At 64.8% G+C, this 17,901-nt stretch carries 14 protein-coding genes; 4 read left to right on the top strand and 10 right to left on the bottom strand.

Annotated elements, in window-relative coordinates; translation table 11 throughout:
• Nucleotide 1: 1 nt before the first annotated feature.
• Entirely contained in the window at nt 2–769 is a 768-nt protein-coding gene (gene badH, locus ACZ5MJ_RS30505) for a 2-hydroxycyclohexanecarboxyl-CoA dehydrogenase (RefSeq protein ID WP_464224745.1), read from the bottom strand.
• A 139-nt stretch (nt 770–908) separates the two neighbouring features.
• On the opposite strand from badH, the gene ACZ5MJ_RS30500 reads away from it, so the two are divergent.
• Nucleotides 909–1,430, top strand: coding sequence for a MarR family winged helix-turn-helix transcriptional regulator (locus ACZ5MJ_RS30500; RefSeq protein ID WP_464226652.1), 522 nt, complete (start codon nt 909–911; stop codon nt 1,428–1,430).
• 264 nt (nt 1,431–1,694) lie between these two features.
• The gene (locus ACZ5MJ_RS30495) at nt 1,695–1,988 is read left to right on the top strand and encodes a GYD domain-containing protein (RefSeq protein WP_464224744.1); all 294 of its coding nucleotides are present in this window, start codon (nt 1,695–1,697) and stop codon (nt 1,986–1,988) included.
• 94 nt (nt 1,989–2,082) lie between these two features.
• Here the strand turns inward: ACZ5MJ_RS30495 and fdhF are convergent, their stop codons facing one another.
• The 5 genes from fdhF to ACZ5MJ_RS30470 form a co-directional block, all read right to left on the bottom strand.
• Nucleotides 2,083–4,929 (bottom strand): formate dehydrogenase subunit alpha, encoded by a 2,847-nt coding sequence (gene fdhF / locus ACZ5MJ_RS30490; protein ID WP_464224743.1) that lies wholly within the window; start codon nt 4,927–4,929, stop codon nt 2,083–2,085.
• 26 nt (nt 4,930–4,955) lie between these two features.
• Complete coding sequence (locus ACZ5MJ_RS30485) at nt 4,956–6,665, bottom strand: NADH-ubiquinone oxidoreductase-F iron-sulfur binding region domain-containing protein (protein WP_464224742.1); 1,710 nt, start codon at nt 6,663–6,665, stop codon at nt 4,956–4,958.
• Between the two features lie 178 nt (nt 6,666–6,843).
• Nucleotides 6,844–8,163, bottom strand: a complete 1,320-nt coding sequence (gene oxlT, locus ACZ5MJ_RS30480; protein WP_464224741.1) for an oxalate/formate MFS antiporter — start codon at nt 8,161–8,163, stop codon at nt 6,844–6,846.
• 681 nt (nt 8,164–8,844) lie between these two features.
• Complete coding sequence (locus tag ACZ5MJ_RS30475) at nt 8,845–9,063, bottom strand: hypothetical protein (protein WP_464224740.1); 219 nt, start codon at nt 9,061–9,063, stop codon at nt 8,845–8,847.
• Nucleotides 9,064–9,199: 136 nt separating this feature from the next.
• Nucleotides 9,200–10,123 (bottom strand): LysR family transcriptional regulator, encoded by a 924-nt coding sequence (locus ACZ5MJ_RS30470; protein WP_464224738.1) that lies wholly within the window; start codon nt 10,121–10,123, stop codon nt 9,200–9,202.
• Between the two features lie 316 nt (nt 10,124–10,439).
• Between ACZ5MJ_RS30470 and ACZ5MJ_RS30465 the strand changes: the two genes are divergently transcribed.
• Both ACZ5MJ_RS30465 and ACZ5MJ_RS30460 read left to right on the top strand, forming a co-directional pair.
• A complete protein-coding gene (locus ACZ5MJ_RS30465; protein ID WP_464224737.1) occupies nt 10,440–11,381 on the top strand; it encodes a LysR family transcriptional regulator in 942 nt (313 codons plus the stop codon).
• Nucleotides 11,382–11,497: 116 nt separating this feature from the next.
• Complete coding sequence (locus ACZ5MJ_RS30460) at nt 11,498–11,803, top strand: HAD family hydrolase (RefSeq protein ID WP_078200422.1); 306 nt, start codon at nt 11,498–11,500, stop codon at nt 11,801–11,803.
• A 382-nt stretch (nt 11,804–12,185) separates the two neighbouring features.
• Here ACZ5MJ_RS30460 and ACZ5MJ_RS30455 read toward each other — a convergent pair whose 3' ends face one another.
• The 4 genes from ACZ5MJ_RS30455 to oxlT (ACZ5MJ_RS30440) form a co-directional block, all read right to left on the bottom strand.
• A complete protein-coding gene (locus ACZ5MJ_RS30455) occupies nt 12,186–12,623 on the bottom strand; it encodes a PAS domain S-box protein (RefSeq protein ID WP_464224736.1) in 438 nt (145 codons plus the stop codon).
• A 156-nt stretch (nt 12,624–12,779) separates the two neighbouring features.
• Nucleotides 12,780–14,030 (bottom strand): formyl-CoA transferase, encoded by a 1,251-nt coding sequence (gene frc / locus ACZ5MJ_RS30450; RefSeq protein WP_316157033.1) that lies wholly within the window; start codon nt 14,028–14,030, stop codon nt 12,780–12,782.
• A 42-nt stretch (nt 14,031–14,072) separates the two neighbouring features.
• On the bottom strand, nt 14,073–15,806 hold the full coding sequence (oxc, locus tag ACZ5MJ_RS30445; RefSeq protein ID WP_464224735.1) for an oxalyl-CoA decarboxylase: 1,734 nt from the start codon (nt 15,804–15,806) through the stop codon (nt 14,073–14,075).
• Nucleotides 15,807–16,365: 559 nt separating this feature from the next.
• Nucleotides 16,366–17,709 carry an oxalate/formate MFS antiporter gene (gene oxlT, locus ACZ5MJ_RS30440; protein ID WP_464224734.1) on the bottom strand — a complete coding sequence of 448 codons (1,344 nt, stop codon included), beginning with the start codon at nt 17,707–17,709 and terminating at the stop codon, nt 16,366–16,368.
• Nucleotides 17,710–17,901 lie beyond the last annotated feature (192 nt).

The following is a 17,901-nucleotide window of genomic DNA, read 5'->3' as shown; positions in this document are numbered from 1 at the left end:
CTCAGCCGTTCATGGTCAGGCCGCCCGATACGCTCAGTACCTGGCCGGTGATAAAGCCGGCGTCGTCGCTGGCGAAGAACAGCACCGCGCCAGGCAGGTCGTCCGGCTGCCCGATGCGGCCGAGCGGGATCGAGCGGGTAAAGGCCTCGACCAGCTTCTCGGGGTTGCCCGCACCCTGCTTGTAGTCCTCGAACAGCGCGGTCTCGGTTGGCCCCGGGCACACCACGTTGACGGTGATGCCGTGGCGCGCGTGTTCGCGGGCGATGGTCTTGGAGAACGACACCAGCCCGCCCTTGCACGCTGCGTAGACCGCCTCGCCGGACGAGCCCACGCGCGCCGCGTCGGAAGCGATATTGACGATGCGCCCGCGCCGGCGCCCGACCATGCCGGGCAACACCGCGTGGTGCATATGCAGCGCGCCGGTCAGGTTGATGGCGATCAGCCGCTCCCATTGCGCCGGCTCGGTCTTCACGAACGGCTTGAACACGTCCCAGCCGGCGTTGTTGACCAGCACGTCCACCGGACCCAGTCCCTGCTCCACCGCCGCCACCGCCGCATCCACGCTGGCGCGATCGGTGATATCGCACCGGACCGCCAGCGCGCGCCCGCCGGCCTCGCCGATCTGGCCGGCGACGCGCTCCGCCGCTGCCGGGTTCAGGTCAAGCACGCCCACTGCCGCCCCCGCACGGGCAAAGCGCAAACAAGTTGCGCCGCCGATACCACCGCCACCACCGGTCACAATGACCGTCTTGCCTTCAAGTCCTTGCACAGCGTTCTCCTTTCAGGGTTCCGGTGCTATCGTGCCGGCCATGACGCCGTCACATCGCACACTCAATTAGGTAAACATGTTTACCTATAATAGGTGGCAGCCGCAGCCTGCGCAAGACATCGATCCTATGGAAAAGACTATGGTTAACCCCGAAGCAGGAGCAGAACTCCCGACAACCGCGCGCATGGAACTGGCCAACCGGCTTTTCTTCCGGCTGTACCAATGCGCAAATATGTTGCATAAAACGGGATCACGAGCCGTCGAGGCAGAAGGCCTGACGACGCAGCAGTGGGCCGTGCTCGGCGCGCTGTCGCGTCCGGAAGCCGCCGATGGCATGAGCGTGGGCGACCTGGCCCGCTATCTGATGGTGACCCGGCAGAACCTGTCAGGACTGGTCAGCCGGATGGAACGCGACGGGCACGTGACGCTGGCGCCGGACGGCCGCGACCGCCGCTCACGCCTGATACGGATGAGCGACCCGGGCCGCGAGGTCTGGCTGCACCAGGCGCAGCCGAAGATTCGTGCGTATTACGAGCAGGCGTTGACGGGGTTTTCCACCAATGACCTGACGCATACGCTGCATTACCTGCTCAAGTTGCTGGACAACATGCGAGCGCTCGACACGCCCGACAGCGTGGATGGCGCCGGCCCACAGGACTGAGCCGCGCGCAGTATCGCAGCTGAAACACACTCGTCAGGTGTAGCCGCCGACCGCGCGCCCGCGGTCCGCATACCGGCCTGCCGCGCCAACTGGCGCGCAATATGCGTCGGCGCGAACTTGCTCAGGCATCGGGACGCATAACGGCGAGGCGCCATGCCATTCGCGCCTCGCCACGCTCCGAAGCCCTGAACCACTGCCCCGGCCCATTGCGCCGTGCGCACAGCCGGGACGTCGACCGATCCAACCATAACAGGAGGTCCCGCCATGACCCGCTACATCGTGCTGGCCAGCTTCACCGACCAAGGTATCCGCGCCGTCAAGGACACCACCAAGCGCGCCGCCGCCGTGCGCGAGATGGGGGCGCGCCTGGGCGTGCAGATGAAGGACATCTACTGGACGCTGGGCGAATACGACATCGTGATCACCGTCGAGGCGCCCGACGACGCCACCATGACCAGCTTCGGGCTGACCATTGGCGCCGAGGGCAACGTGCGCACGCAAACCCTGCGCGCCTTCAATACCGACGAGATGCAGGACATCCTCGGCAAGATGGGCTGAGGCTTGCCAGGTGCTTTCGATTCCGGATGCCCGACTGGGTCCCCCTCTCCCGCAAAAGGGAGAGGGGAGAAACCCGGCAACGCGCTGTCTTGCGTCAGCTCCCCTCAGCACCGGCTTGCCGCAGATCCTGTACCGCCAGGATCTGCCCGCCGCCGTAGCTCGACTGCTCCGGCGCCGCGCCGCCCAGCACCATCTTCACCGCGCAGTACTTGAACTCCGGGATCTTGCCGAAGGGATCCAGCGCCGCGTTGGTCAGCTTGTTGATCGCGGCCTCGTAGTAGCAGAACGGCACGAACACCGCACCGCGTGGCGTGCCGGCATCGGCACGTGCATAGAGCGTGACTTCGCCGCGGCGCGATGCCAGCGTGACCACGTCGCCCGGCTTGCCGCCCAGCGCGTCCAGGTCCAGCGGATGCACCAGCGCCACCGGATCGGGCTCGATCGCGTCCAGCACGCCGGCGCGCCGCGTCATGCTGCCGGTGTGCCAGTGTTCAAGCTGGCGGCCGGTGATCAGCACCATCGGGTAGTCGGTATCGGGCCGTTCGGCCGCCGGGATGATATCGGCCGGCACGAAGCGCCCGCGGCCGGTGGCGGTCGGGAAGCTGTCGACAAAGATCACTGGCTCGCCCGGGTCGCCCTCCTTCGTGCACGGATAGGTCACGGCGTGCTCGCGCTCCAGCCGCTCCCAGGTCACGCCGCCAATGCTGGGCATGGCCTGGCGCATCTCGTCGAAGACGTCGGCCACGCCGGCGTAGTGCCAGTCCAGCCCGAGCTGCGCCGCCATCTGCTGGATGATCCACAGGTCCTGGCGCGCCTGTCCCGGCGGATCCAGCGCCTGGCGGCCGAGCTGCACGGTGCGGTCGGTGTTGGTGAAGGTGCCGGTCTTCTCCGGGAAGGCCGAGGCCGGCAGCACCACGTCGGCCAGGTAGGCGGTCTCGGTCAGGAAGATGTCCTGCACCACCAGGTGGTCGAGCGCGGCCAGCGCCTCGCGCGCATGCTCGGCGTCGGGGTCGGACATGGCCGGGTTCTCGCCCATGATGTACATGCCGCGCACCTCGCCGCGCTCGATCGCCTGCATCACCTCGACCACGGTCAGGCCGGGCTGGCGGTCCAGCGGCATGCCCCACAGCGCCTCGAAGCTGGCGATCGCCAGCGGATCGTCCACGCGGCGGTAGTCCGGATACATCATCGGGATCAGGCCGGCGTCGGATGCACCCTGCACGTTGTTCTGGCCGCGCAGCGGATGCAGGCCGGTGCCGGGGCGGCCGATCTGGCCGGTCATCAGCGCCAGCGCGATCAGGCAGCGCGCGTTGTCGGTGCCATGCACGTGCTGCGACACGCCCATGCCCCACAGGATCATCGACGCCCTGGACGTGGCATACAGCCGCGCGACTTCACGGATCACCTCGGCCTCGATGCCGCACACCGGCGCCATCAGCTCCGGGCTGTACGCCGCCACATTGCGCTGCAGCTCGTCAAAGCCGATGGTGCGGCTGTCGATGAAGTCCTGGTCGACCAGTCCCTCGGTGACGATGACATGCATCATCGCGTTGAGCAGCGCCACATCGGCATCGGGCTTGAACTGCAGGAAACGGTGGGCAAAGCGCGCCAGGTCCGAGCGGCGCGGATCGGCCACGATCAGCCTGGTGCCGTTCTTCACCGCGTTCTTGATCCAGCTTGCCGCCACCGGGTGGTTCACAGTCGGGTTGGCGCCGATCACGATTACGACCTCGGCCTTGTCGACATCCATCACCGGGTTCGATACCGCGCCCGAGCCGATCCCTTCCAGCAGCGCCGCCACCGACGAGGCATGGCACAGCCGCGTGCAGTGGTCGACGTTGTTGCTGCCAAAGCCGGTGCGCACCAGCTTCTGGAACAGGTAGGCCTCTTCATTGCTGCCCTTGGCCGAGCCAAACCCCGCCAGCGCGCGCTTGCCGTGGGTGTCGCGGATCTGCGCGAGCCTGCCGCCGGCCAGCGCCAGTGCCTCTTCCCAGGTGGCCTCGCGGAACACGTCCATGACATGGTCCGGGTCCATGACGAAATCGCCCTGCTTGGGTACGCCTTCGCGGCGCACCAGCGGCACCGTCAGGCGCTGCGGGTGCTGCACGTAGTCAAAGCCGTAGCGGCCTTTCACGCACAGCCGCTCGTGGTTGGCCGGGCCATCGCGCCCTTCCACGAACAGGATGCGGTTGTCCTTGATGTTGTAGGTCAGCTGGCAGCCCACGCCGCAGTAGGGGCAGACCGAGTCCACCTGCTTGTCCGGCACCGCCAGGGCGGCGTCGCGCGCCGGCATCAGCGCGCCGGTGGGGCACGCCTGCACGCATTCGCCGCAGGCCACGCAGGTCGACGCGCCCATGGGGTCGTCCATGTCGAACACGATGCGGGCCTCGTTGCCGCGCAGCGCCAGGCCGATCACGTCGTTGACCTGCTCGTCGCGGCAGGCGCGCAGGCAGCGCGTGCACTGGATGCAGGCATCCAGGTTGACGGCGATGGCCGGGTGCGACAAATCCGCCGCCACGCGTTCGCGCGGGGCAAAGCGCGGCTTGCCGAGCTCCAGCTTCGCGGCCCACTGGTCCAGCTCGTTGTGTCGGGTGTACTCGGCCTCCGGCATGTCCGACTGCAACAGCTCCAGCACCGTGCGCCGGGCGCGGCGGGCGCGCTCGGACTCGGTCTGGACCTGCATGCCTGCAGCAGGATAGCGGCAGCAGGACGGGGCCAGCACGCGCTCGCCCTGGATCTCGACCATGCAGGCGCGGCAGTTGCCGGCCGGCTCCAGGCCGTCCTTGTAGCACAGGTGCGGCACGTCAAAGCCTTCGCGCTGGGCCACCTTGAGCAGGCTCTCGCCAGGCCGCGCGCTCACTTCACGGCCATTGAGCGTGAAGGTGACGGCTGGCTCGGAGGATTCGACAAGCGCGCGTTCGGCGCGGGTCAGTGCATTCATGACTGTCTCTCAGGCTCGGGCCGGCATCAGGCCAGTTCTTGCGGGAAGTACTTGATCACGCAGTCGACGGGATTGGGCGCGGCCTGCCCCAATCCGCAGATCGATGCATCGCGCATCACCGCGGACAGGTCATCCAGCGCCGCCAGGTCCCACTTTGGCTGCCGGATCAGGTCCAGCGCCTTGGCTGTGCCGCTGCGGCACGGCGTGCATTGCCCGCACGACTCATGCTTGAAGAAGTGCATCAGGTTGCGCGCTGCCTGGGTGGCACTGTCCTGGTCCGACAGGATCACCACCGCGGCCGAGCCGATAAAGCAACCGTAGGGCTGCAGCGTGTCGAAATCCAGCGGGATATTGCCCATCGACGCCGGCAGGATGCCGCCCGACGCGCCGCCCGGCAGGTAGCCGTAGAACGCGTGGCCATCGAGCATGCCGCCGCAGTATTCGTCGATCAGCTCGCGCACGGTGATGCCAGCCGGCGCCAGGTGCACGCCGGGACGTTTCACGCGGCCGGACACCGAGAACGAACGCAACCCTTTGCGCCCGTTGCGCCCCTGCGAGGCAAACCACTCGGCGCCCTTCTCGATGATGTCGCGCACCCAGTACAGGGTCTCGAAGTTGTGCTCCAGCGTCGGCCGGCCGAACAGGCCCACCTGGGCCACATAGGGCGGACGCAGCCGCGGCATGCCGCGCTTGCCTTCGATCGACTCGATCATGGCCGACTCTTCGCCGCAGATATAAGCGCCGGCGCCGCGGCGCAGTTCGATCTTCGGCAGGCCGGGGATGGGCGGGTCCTGCTGCAGCCGTCGTAGTTCTTCAGTCAGCAGCGCGCGGCAACCGGCATATTCGTCGCGCAGGTAGATATAGATTGCAGACACGTTGACCACGCTCGCCGCGATCAGCATGCCCTCCAGGAAGCGGTGCGGATCGCGCTCCAGGTAGACGCGGTCCTTGAAGGTGCCGGGCTCGCCTTCGTCGATGTTGATCGCCATCAGCCGGGGCGCGGGTTCGTTCCGCACGATGCGCCATTTGCGTCCGGCCGGGAAGCCCGCGCCACCCAGGCCGCGCAGACCGGAGTCCTCCATCGTGCACAGCACGGCGGCCGGGTCCAGCTCACCGCTGGCGAGGGACTTCAGCAAGGCATAGCCGCCGCCCTGCTGGTAAGCGTCGTAATCGATATAGGGCTCGGGCGCATGGCGCACGGCCTTGGCCCGCACGGCGGCGTCGATGGCCTCGGCGGTCGCTACGTCGACCGGGTTCTGCCCGACCAGCGCCGCGGGCGCCTTCTCGCAGCGGCCGATGCAGGGCGCGGCCACCACGCGCACGTCCGTGCCGAGCAGCGCCGGCAGCTTGTCGATCAGCGACTGCGCGCCCGCCAGCTCGCAGGCAATGCCTTCGCACACGCGCACGGTCAGCGTGGGCGGCGGCGCGATCCGGCCGTCGGCATCTTCGCGGACCACGTCGAAGTGGTGGTAGAAGGTGGCCACCTCATAGACCTCGGTCATCGACAGCCGCAGTTCGCTGGCCAGCGCCACCAGGTGCGGCATCGCCAGCTGGCCGTGGCGGTCGTTGATGCAGTGCAGGTGTTCGATCAGCAGGTCGCGCCGGCGCGGCATGTCGCCCAGCGCCACGCGCACTTCGGCCAGCGCGGCGGCGTCGACCTGGCGGCCCTTGGGCTGGCGGCGCTTGCGCTGCCGGCCTAGCCCCGTCGCTTCGAGAGGAATGACTACCTGGTTCATGGCATGCCTGGATTCTGTTTGCGGGAATCTGAAGTGCGATCAGGAAGGCGCCCGGCGGGCCGCCTTCCTGTCGCTCTTTTACTTTTCGTATTGTGCTACCGGGCGTGGCGCCTGTGCAGGCCTCGCGGCCGCCACGTCCGGGTCCTGCCGGCGCCAGGGCGCCGTATTGCTTTCTTCATCAGGTCAGGTCTTCCGGCACGGTGCGGTAGCCCATCGGTGCCGAGGCATTGGCATGCACATGCTTGCGGGCATGGGCTTCGCGCATCGGCTTGAGCACGAACAGCGCCAGGAACGCGGACAGCGCAGCCATGCCGGAGGCCAGCATGAACACCGCGTGCCAGTCGCCGGTGGCAGCCGTGATCACGCTGGAGAACGGTACCAGCAACGCGGCGGTGCCCTTGGCGGTGTACAGCAGGCCCGCGTTGGTGGCGGCGAACTTCGGCCCGAAGGTGTCGCCGCAGGTGGCCGGGAACAGGCTGTAGATCTCGCCCCAGGCAAAGAACACCACGCCCGTCAGCACCACGAAGGCAACCGGATTGTGGCCGTACCTGGACAGCAGCAGGATGCCCACGGCTTCCACCGCGAAGGCGAAGAACATGGTGCGCTCACGGCCGATGTGGTCAGAAATCCAGCCGAAGAACGGCCGCGTCAGGCCATTGAGCACGCGGTCGATGGTCAGCGCGAAGGTCAGCGCCGGCAGCGTCAGGCCCAGAATCGACACCGGCGAGTCATGCAGGCCGAAGTCCTTGGCGATCGGGCCGAGCTGCGCGGTGGCCATCAGGCCGCCTGCGGCCATCATCACGAACATCGCGTACATGATCCAGAAGATCGGCGACTTCAGCACCTGGCGCGGCGTGGCGTTGTAGGTAGCGGCTGCTTTCAGGGTCGACTTGACCTCGCTCAGGATCTTGGCCGACGGCGGATACAGGGCCAGCCCCAGCAGGAACACGATCAGGCCCTGGCCCAGGCCAAACCACAGGAACGTGGCTTCATAGCCCGAGGTCTTGATCATGTTGGCGATGGGCACCACGGTCATCGCCGAACCCGCGCCGAAGCCCGCCGCGGTGATCCCCGCGGCAAGCCCGCGGCGATTCGGGAACCACTTCAGCGCATTGCCCACGCAGGTGCCGTACACCGCGCCCGCGCCGACACCGCCAATGGCGGCCGCGAAGTAAAGCATCGGCAGCGATGACGCCACCGAATTCAGTGCCCAGGCAATGGCGCACAGCAGGCCGCCGCCCACCACCACCGGACGCGGGCCGTACTTGTCGACGAGGTAGCCTTCAATCGGCACCAGCCAGGTTTCCGTTACGACGAAGATGGTGAATGCCACCTGGATCGCGGTGCGGCCCCAGTGGTACTTGTCGTCGATCGGGTTGACGAACAGCGTCCAGCCGTACTGCATGTTGGCGATCATCGCCATGCAAATCACGCCGAATGCCAATTGCACCCACGGCGACGCAAAGCGCGACGTGGACTCCCTTTGCTGCAATTCCATGATGTCTCCTTTTAGCGGCATGCCGCCAAGGTGGAAGATGGGCGCCTGTAGACGCCTCTGCGTGACTCTTAGTCGAAGAACAGCTGAGCCGTTCTAGTGCTATACGGTATGTGATATATCATGCAAGTCAAGCGTATTTGTCGCGGCCCCGCAGCATTGCGCTGCGGTCCGTCACGCCCGGCCAAACCCTGCCGCAGATGGACTGTTGCGCACACCGCATCAATGGCTGGCCCGATAGCATCCGGAGTCCTTGGAAATCAAGCAGTTGCCTTACGCCGGCACATCAATCGGCCGGCTACGGGCGTCCGCAAGAATGCCGGGGATCGCGCCTGGGAAGAAACCGGGAAAACTATCAGTTCGGGAAAGTCCCTAGATGCATACATTAATGTCTGGTGACGAATGTATGGACTTGAGAACGACGACACAGGGGCGTCGCTGGCACTGCGGGAGAGTTTGGGATGGGTGGCGCAGGCAAGATTGCGCGTGGTGACCGCTGGCAGCGATCGGCAGGAAGATGGTGGCGGCCGCAGGTTCGCGCAGAACCCTGCCCTGCGCTCGCGGCAAATGCCGCAACTCAGGAGCCAACCGTGTGGCAGCGAGATGCCGCCTGATACTGCTACAAGGGATGCCGGCCGCTACAACCCTTGCCAAAGGCGCTGTTCAGCGCGCAAGGCGCGTGCCTTACGCGTAGGCCAGCTCACCGGCGGCGGGCACGATGCGCGACGGGCTGGCACGGCCCACGCCATCGCTTTCCTGCTTCGAGCCCAGGCCGGCGAAGCGACCATGCTCCTGCGCGGTCACCAGCACGTCCATCGGCAGGCGCGTGGCCAGCAGCGTGGTCACGCCGACACCGACAGCAATCAGGCCCAGGCCAAGCGCGAGGAGAAGAGCGACTTCCATTTGAAAACTCCAATAGTGTTGTGATCAGGAGTTTTCATTATATGCTGCGCCGCAGTATGTGTAAATATCCTGTATGTGATATATCAGTGTCAGCTTTGCACCAATACAACAACGGACATTCGATGAGACGGTGGATTCACACCAGGGTGGTTTCGCGGTGGCTGACAGGCGGCTCCTGGTACTCCTGGCCGCGCAAGGCATCCCAGATGGCTGCAGCATTGGGCTTCAGGGACCGGCCCTTGCGCCGCACCAGCATGACCGTCGAGGTGACCTGCGGGCGCAGCGGCCGCATCACCGCCGCCGGATGCATGCCGCCAGCCTGCGCCCGCGACGGCAGCACGCCGATGCCCAGGCCCAGCGCCGCCATGCCGAACACTGCCGCGAAATGGCCGAGCAGCTGCAGCGAGCCCGCACGCACGTGGTAACTGCTGAGCGCCCTTTCCACCGCGGGCTGCATGCCGCTCTGCTGGTCCAGCGTCAGCACGCTGGCATCGCTCAGGTCGCCCCACCCTACCGTGTCGTGCTGGGCCAGGGGATGTTTCGCGGGCAGCACGGCGTGATAGGCGTCGACGCACAGCGGCTCGCAATAAAGGTCGTCACCGGCGCGCGGATCGGTCGCGATGCCGAAATCCACCTCGCCGCTGCGCACGCTCTGCAGCACCGACTCCTGCGAGCGGTCCTTCAGGTGGATGGCAATCGCTGGCCATGCCTGCCGGCAACCGGCCAGCCACGTCGGCAGCGACATCGAACTGAGCACCGGGTCCGAGGCAATCTGCACCAGGCCCTGGCAAGGGCGGCTGGCGCTCTGGCTGTCGCGCAGGGTCTGCTCCACTTCGTCGATCAGGTGGCAGATGCGCTGCGACAGGTGCTGGCCCGCGTCGGTCAGCTCCACCTGGCGCGTGGTCCGGTCGAACAGCCGCTGGTCGATTTCTTCTTCCAGTTCGCGCACGCTGCGGCTGACGGCGGACTGCGTCAGGCCCAGTTCAACCGCTGCGCGCGTAAAGCTCTTGTGCCGCGCCACCGCGGCAAATGCTTTCAGTTGGGGAAGCGAGATATTCATAACCTGCCTCCCTGCCCGGCGCCGGCGTGGCTGAGGCAAAGCCTGTCGTCAGGCATGGCGGGGGGGCGTGGTGCACGCACCGTTGCATTCAGTCCGGTCACGGTAGTCTCCTTTTATTTTTTTCGTGGCTGTAGGCAGCCATCGTCGTTATCGGCCATCCTTGTGGCCATTGGCGGCTCCTGCGCAAATCGGAGTGCGGGATTCGAGGCGAGGCATGCAGATCTGACAATTGATGCTACTTGAATCTAAGATCAGCACTGCATAAAGTTTTTTATCGTTTATATAGTCAATCGTTTATATATCGCACGGGACGAGGATGAAGAACGCCACGCTGCGGCAACTGAAGGTCTTCGAGACCGTTGCCCGCCACATGAGCTTTTCACGCGCAGCCGAGGAACTGCACCTGACGCAGCCCGCGGTATCGACCCAGGTGCGGCAGCTGGAGCACCACGTGGGGCTGCCGCTGTTCGAGCAGCTCGGCAAGAAGATCTACCTGACCCCGGCGGGGCATGAAATGCTCCATTACAGCCGCAGCATCATCCAGCAGTTCCGCGAGGCCGAAGACGCCATGTCACAGCTCAAGGGCATCTCCGGCGGCCGGCTCAATGTCGCGGTGATCAGCGCCGGCGACTACTTCTTTCCGCGCCTGCTGGCCGAATTCATGGACCGCCATGAAGGCGTGACGCTGAACCTGGCCGTGCACAACCGCGAGGAACTGCTGCACCAGCTGGCCGGCAACCTCACCGACCTGGCAGTGATGGTGCGCCCGCCCGAGGGCATGGACACCATCAACGAGGCTTTTGCCCCCCACCCCTATGTCATCGTCGCCGCGCCCAGCCATCCGCTGGTGGGCCAGCGCAATATCCCGCTTGCCGAGCTGGCGGATGAAGCATTTGTCTCGCGCGAGAAAGGCTCGGATACCTGGAACTCGATGCAGGAAGGCTTTGCCGGCCGGCTGTCGAACATGCGCATCGCCATGGAGATCAAAAGCACCGAGACCATCAAGCAGGCGGTGATCGCCAATATGGGCATCGCCTTCCTGTCCGCGCATACCGTCGGCCTGGAGTTGCAGGCCGGCAAGCTGGTGGTGCTGGATATCGAAGGCTTCCCGGTCATGCTTAACTGGTATGTGGTGCACCGCAAGAACAAGCGGCTGCCGCCGGTGGCGCTGGCGTTCAAGCAGTTCCTGATGGAAGAAGGGGCCGGGCTAATCGAGCGGATCACGGGCGTGGAAGGACTGATCCGCCTTAATGCATAAACGAATGCATAAACGATTGCTTATGGTTTTGCTATGAAACTTTAATTATCGTAAATCATTCGATCTCCCTATGCTTGTCTCAACCCAACCGCCAGCGCGCATTCGAGGAGACCAGCATGAACCAAGTCCAGCAGGAAAGCCGCCACGCCGCCATCACCGTCGGCGCTGACAACCAACCCATCCCGCGCGAAACCCAGCTCGCCGCCTACAACGCTGCCTTTATCGAACTGGGCCTGCGCTTCCGCTGGGACGCCGAGATGTATGAATGGCTGTGCGGCATCGAATGCGAGAAGGCGCGCGTGGCCCGCTATATCGAGGAACATCACGCACACCTGCTGGCCGCCTATGACGCCGCCTTCCTGAGCGGACTGATCTTCGAGAAGAAGAACGAATACCTGCGCGCGGTCGGCCATCTCAACTGAGCGGGTCCGATCGGTTCACGGCGAGGCGCGCGAGCGGCCTCGCCTTTTTTTGTTTGCTCTGCAAGTCCCTCAGGCCAGGTCCGCCTCTTCTGCCTTGACTGCCGGGCGGACCAGCCGCTTGATGCGCTTGCGCGGCCTGAATAACACCGGAATCCCTGTCGGCAGCTGCTTTTGAGCCATTGCTCATTCCGCACCTGGGGGATAGTAATGTGCCTGCTGGCATAACTCATTGCCAAGCCGAAGCGATGATCGGCCACGGCAAAGCAGCGAGCGCTCTCTGGCTATCTATTCGGAATACTCGGGGAGAAAAACGAGACGTGCGCGGCGGCCCCGGCTGGAACCGCTGCGCAAATGGGGAACAGCGGGAACCGCCGCAGGCGCCTCAGGCCTGTTCCTTGACCTGGTTTTCCAGTTCCACCAACCGCTTCTTCAGCGCCCGCTCCTCCTGGAAGCGCACGGTCTCGTCACGGATTACCGCGACGATGCCGGTCACCGCGCCGCCGCCGTCCTTGAGCAGCGCCACGGTGAAGGCGATCGACATGGACTTGCCATCCTTGTCTACCGCGGGCACCTTGAGCAGGTCGTGGCCGTAGCGGGTAATGCCGGTCGCCATGGTCTTGTCGTAGCCCTCCCAGTGCCGCCCGCGCAGGCGCTCCGGGATGATCAGGTCGAGCGACTGGCCCATGGCCTCGGCCTGTGTAAAGCCGAACATGCGCTCGGCGGCGGGATTCCACAGTGTGATGGCGCCCTTGGCGTCGGAGATGATGATGGCGTCGCCGATGGCGGACACCAGTTGCGCGTAGTCGATCTGGTCTGTCATGGGGATTCCCTTTCGTTATCACCAGCGCCGGTCAGTGCCGGCCTGTCGTTGCCATCAAGGTAGCCTGCCACATAGCGCCGCTGCAAGCAAAAACGCCGGGGCCCGCTGTGCGCGAGGCCCCGGCGTACGCACCGGCACACGTGCCGGCGGGCAGCGTCAGATCACCTGGGACTCGCGCAGGCGCTTGATGTCGTCCGCACCGTAGCCCAGGCCGGCCAGCACCTCGTCGCTATGCTCGCCCAGCAGCGGCGACCCGGTGATCTCCGGCTTCAGGTCGGAGAACTTGATCGGGCTGCCCACCGTCAGGTAGGTGCCACGCTCCTTGTGCGGGACCTCGGTGATGCTGCCGCTGGCGCGCAGCGACGGGTCGTCGGCGATTTCCTTCATCGACAGCACCGGCGAGCACGGGATGTCGAACTTGCGCAGGATATCCACGGCCTCGTACTTGGTCTTGTCGGCCAGCCATTCCTCGATGGTGTTGAAGATATCGAAGATATGCGGCTGGCGCGCCTTGGCCGTGGCGTAATTGGGATCGGAGATCCATTCCGGCTTGCCCAGCGCCTTGCAGATCGGCTCCCACGCATGGCCCTGGATGGTGAAGTAGATATAAGCGTTGGGATCGGTCTCCCAGCCCTTGCACTTCAGCACCCAGCCCGGCTGGCCGCCGCCGCCCGCGTTGCCGCCGCGCGGCACCACGTCGCTGAAGCTGCCGTGCGGATACTGCGGGTACTCTTCCAGGTAGCCCAGGCGGTCCAGGCGCTGCTGGTCGCGCAGCTTGACGCGGCACAGGTTCAGCACCGCGTCCTGCATCGACACGGCCACCTTCTGGCCCTTGCCGGTCTTGTCGCGGCCGATCAGGGCGGTCAGGATGCCGATGGCCAGGTGCATGCCGGTGTTGGAATCGCCCAGCGCGGCGGCGGACACCGTCGGCGGGCCGTCCCAGAAGCCGGTGGTCGAGGCCGCGCCGCCGGCGCACTGTGCCACGTTCTCATAGACCTTCAGGTCTTCATAGTGGTGGCCGTCGCTGAAGCCCTTGACCGAAGCCACGATCATCTTGGGGTTCAGCTCGTTGATGCGCTCCCACGAGAAGCCCATGCGGTCCAGCGCGCCCGGGCCGAAGTTCTCGACCAGCACGTCCGATTCGCGGATCAGCTGCTCCAGGATCTTCTTGCCTTCCGGCTTCTTGGTATCCAGCGTCAGGCTGCGCTTGTTGCTGTTGAGCATGGTGAAGTACAGCGCATCGACATCCGGGATGTCGCGCAACTGGGTGCGCGTCACGTCGCCGGAACCCGGGCGCTCGACCTTGATCACGTCCGCGCCGAACCACGCGAGAAGCTGCGTGCAGGCGGGACCGGCCTGGACGTGCGTGAAGTCGATGATCTTGATGCCGTTGAGTGGGAGGTTCACTTTCGCTCTCCTATTGGATTAGAGGGGTGAAATTCGGGTGAATTACTTCTTGGCCGAGCTTTGCGGATTCAGATTGGTCAGACGACCGCTTTCGGTGCCCGCAGCCGGGTCGATGACGGCGTTGACCAGCGTGGGCTTGCCCGAGCGCAGGGCTTCGTTCACCGCGGCTTCGAGTTCCGCCGGCGTGGTGACGTTGTGGCCGACGCCACCGAACGCTTCCATCATCTTGTCGTAGCGCGCGCCCGGGACAAACGTCGTGACCGCCGGATCCTTGCCGCCGGTCGGATTCACATCGATGCCCTTGTAGATGCCGTTGTTGTTGAAAATGACGATGCAGACCGGCAGGTTGTAGCGGCAGATGGTCTCGACTTCCATGCCCGAGAAACCGAACGCACTGTCACCGCACAGCGCCAGCACCGGCTTGCTGGTCTCGACCGCCGCGGCGACCGCGTAGCCCATGCCCACGCCCATCACGCCCCAGGTGCCCACGTCGAGGCGCTTGCGCGGCTCGTACATATCGATCACGGCACGGGCGTAGTCCAGCGTGTTGGCGCCTTCGTTGACGAACGAGATGCTCGGATTGGCCTTGATGACATCCTTCAGCACGCGCAGCGCGCTGTGGAAGTTCATTGGCGAGACGTCCTTGTTCAGCAGCTCGCCCATCTTCGCCAGGTTCTTGTCCTTGCGTTCGTACACCGCGTTCAGCCATTCGGCGGGCGGCTTGGCGAAATTGTTGCCAACCTTGCCGAGGATCGCCGACACGCACGAGCCGATGTCACCCACCACCGGCGCGGCGATGGCGACGTTGCTGTCCATCTCGGTCGGCGAGATGTCGATCTGGATGAACTGCTTCGGGCCGCCCCAGGTCTTGCCCTTGCCGTGCGCGAGCAGCCAGTTCAGGCGGGCGCCGACCAGCATCACCACGTCAGCTTCGGCCAGTACATAGGAGCGGGCGGCCGAGGCCGATTGCGGGTGCGTGTCGGGCAGCAGGCCCTTGGCCATCGACATCGGCAGGTACGGAATGCCGGTCTTTTCGACCAGCGCGCGGATGTCTGCGTCGGCACGTGCATAGGCGGCACCCTTGCCCAGCAGGATCAGCGGGCGCTTGGCGTTCTTCAGCAGTTCCACGGCGCGGTCGACCGAGTCCGGTGCCGGCAGCTGGCGCGGGGCCGGATCCACCACCTTGATCAGCGACTTCTTGCCCTTCTCGGCTTCCAGCGACTGGCCCAGCAGCTTGGCCGGCAGGTCCAGATACACGCCGCCCGGGCGCCCCGACACGGCGGCACGAATGGCACGTGCGATACCGACACCGATGTCCTCAGCGTGCAGCACGCGGAAGGCAGCCTTGGCGTGCGGACGGGCGATGGCCAGCTGGTCCATCTCTTCGTAGTCACCCTGCTGCAGATCGACGATCTCGCGCTCGCTCGAGCCGCTGATCAGGATCATCGGGAAGCAGTTGGTGGTGGCATGTGCCAGCGCCGTCAGCCCGTTCAGGAAGCCGGGGGCGGACACGGTCAGGCAAACGCCCGGCTTTTGCGAGATAAAGCCGGCAATCGCTGCGGCGTTGCCTGCGTTCTGCTCGTGGCGGAAGCTGATGACGCGCATGCCGTTGGCCTGCGCCAGTCGAGCCAGATCGGTGACCGGAATGCCGGGCAGGCCGTAGATGTTTTCAATGCCGTTCAGCTTGAGCGCGTCGATGACCAGATGAAAACCATCGGTTTGTGCCTGATGTTCTTCCGCGGCGTGACGCTGCAGCTCGTTTCCGACTTCTGCCATGGTTGCTTCCTTCTATACAAATTGACTGGGGTTGGAATTCTTCTGTTTCAGGGGGCTTCCGCGGTGGTGCTCTCGGCCCGCTTCGCTACGACTTCGGAGAGGCTTGGACCCCTCGGGGACTCCTGTTCGTAGTGCGCGGGGGTATCCCCTTACTTCAACCTCTGCCGGCCCGTTCGACCGGTCTTAATGACATACGGTATGTGATATATCATAACGACACAAGAGGAATTTCCACTAAAAGCTCAACTTTCGTCGGTGCGGCGCAGCAATCCTGCAGGCAACTACGCCCAAATCAGCGTAATTCCGGAAAGTGCGCCATTCATGCGTAATCGGCACAGATTTTCAGCCATGCGGAGGCCTGGAAATCTCGCCTGCGAAACGCACTTAGATATATTACATACCAGATTTCCAGCGGCAATATAGCCCTCTGGAACGCTTTGCCAGGTGCTGACATCTTTCCGAATGCCAGCGCTCCCCCGACTAGAACAGGAATGTGGGCTGGCCTCAGCCAGAAGCCCGGCCGACTTCACCAGGCTTCCCCCAACCCGTCACACCCGGATTAGTCGCCCTGGCGCGCAGATGCGCTGGCCAGGAAGGCCGCATCGGACACGCGCACTGCCTCGCAATGCCCGGTGATAAAGCGCCTGCGCATGGGCGCCAGGAACACCTTGGCCGAGATCCCTGCCGCAATCGTCACCACGGCCGCCACCGAGAACACCGCTCCCCAGCCACCATATGCCGACAGGATCGACGCCAGCGGCACCACCATCGCCGCCGTGCCCTTCGCCGTGTACAGGGTACCCGCATTGGCCGCCGCGAACTTGCTGCCGAAGGTATCGGCGCACAAGGCCGGGAAGATCGAGAAGATCTCGCCCCAGAACAGGAAGGTCAGCGCGGCGAAGAACATGAACCAGTACGGGTTGTGGCCCATCTGCATCAGCCCGAGCAGCGCCAGTCCCTCGCCGATGAAGATCACGAACATGGTGTTCTCGCGCCCGAACCTGTCCGACAGGAAGCCGCACAAGGGCCGCGTAAAGCCGTTGCACAAGTTGTCGATCGACAAGGTCATGGTCAGCAGCGGCAGCGTCATGCCCAGCATCGTCACCGGCATCGAGGCGAAGCCGAAGTCCTTGGCGATGGGCCCAAGTTGCGCCGTCGCCATGATCCCGCCCGCCGCGACCGCGACGAAGCTGACGTAGATCAGCCAGAACACCGGCGTCTTCACCATCTGCCCCGGCGAGAACTCGACCGGGTTGGTCAGTACCGCCTTGGCTGCCACCGCACCCTTGGGCGCCTTGGGCTTCACCAGCAGCAGCGCCAGCACGAAGATGCACACGCCTTGCAGGATGCCAAAGGTCAGGAAGGCCTTTTCATAGCCCGAGCTCTGGATCATATTGGCGATGGGGATCACCGTGATCGCCGCGCCGGCGCCGAAGCCGGCCGCCGTCAGGCCAGCCGCGAGACCGCGCTTGTCCGGGAACCACTTCAGCGCATTGCCGACGCAGGTCCCGTAGACGCCGCCCGCGCCGATGCCGGCAATCACAGCGGCCGCATAGAGCTCCGGCAACGTAGTCGCATAGGCATTCATCACCCATGCCAGTCCGGCACAGATCGCCCCGCCCGCCACTACGGGGCGCGGGCCGAACTTGTCCACCAGCCAGCCTTCCAGCGGCACCAGCCAGGTTTCCGTCACGATAAAAATGGAAAATGCCACCTGGATGGCGGACGTGCCCCAATGATGCTTGGCGTCCATCGGTGACACGAAGAGGGTCCAGCCGTACTGCAAATTCGCCACCAGCCCCATGCACACCACGCCGATTGCAAGCTGGATCCAACGGTTCTGCAGTCCACGCCCGTTCACTTTGCCGTGACCGGCAGGGGCCGATGCTTCATATTGCGCCATTTGTCTTGTCTCCTGGTACTGTTTGCCTGTGCCTCGACGGGCACATCAGGGCCGTGTGGGTTGCCCTTCTCACAACTAGTCAGGCCTGGCATTGCGGCACATGAAGTCGTGAATTTATGCTACATCAAGCTTAATTTGAGTGTCCTTAAAGTTTTTTATCGTATCTATTCACGATCATTTATATAAAGCGGA

This window comes from Cupriavidus sp. LA-1, assembly GCF_055385985.1.
This window is presented reverse-complemented; position numbering and strand designations above follow the sequence as displayed.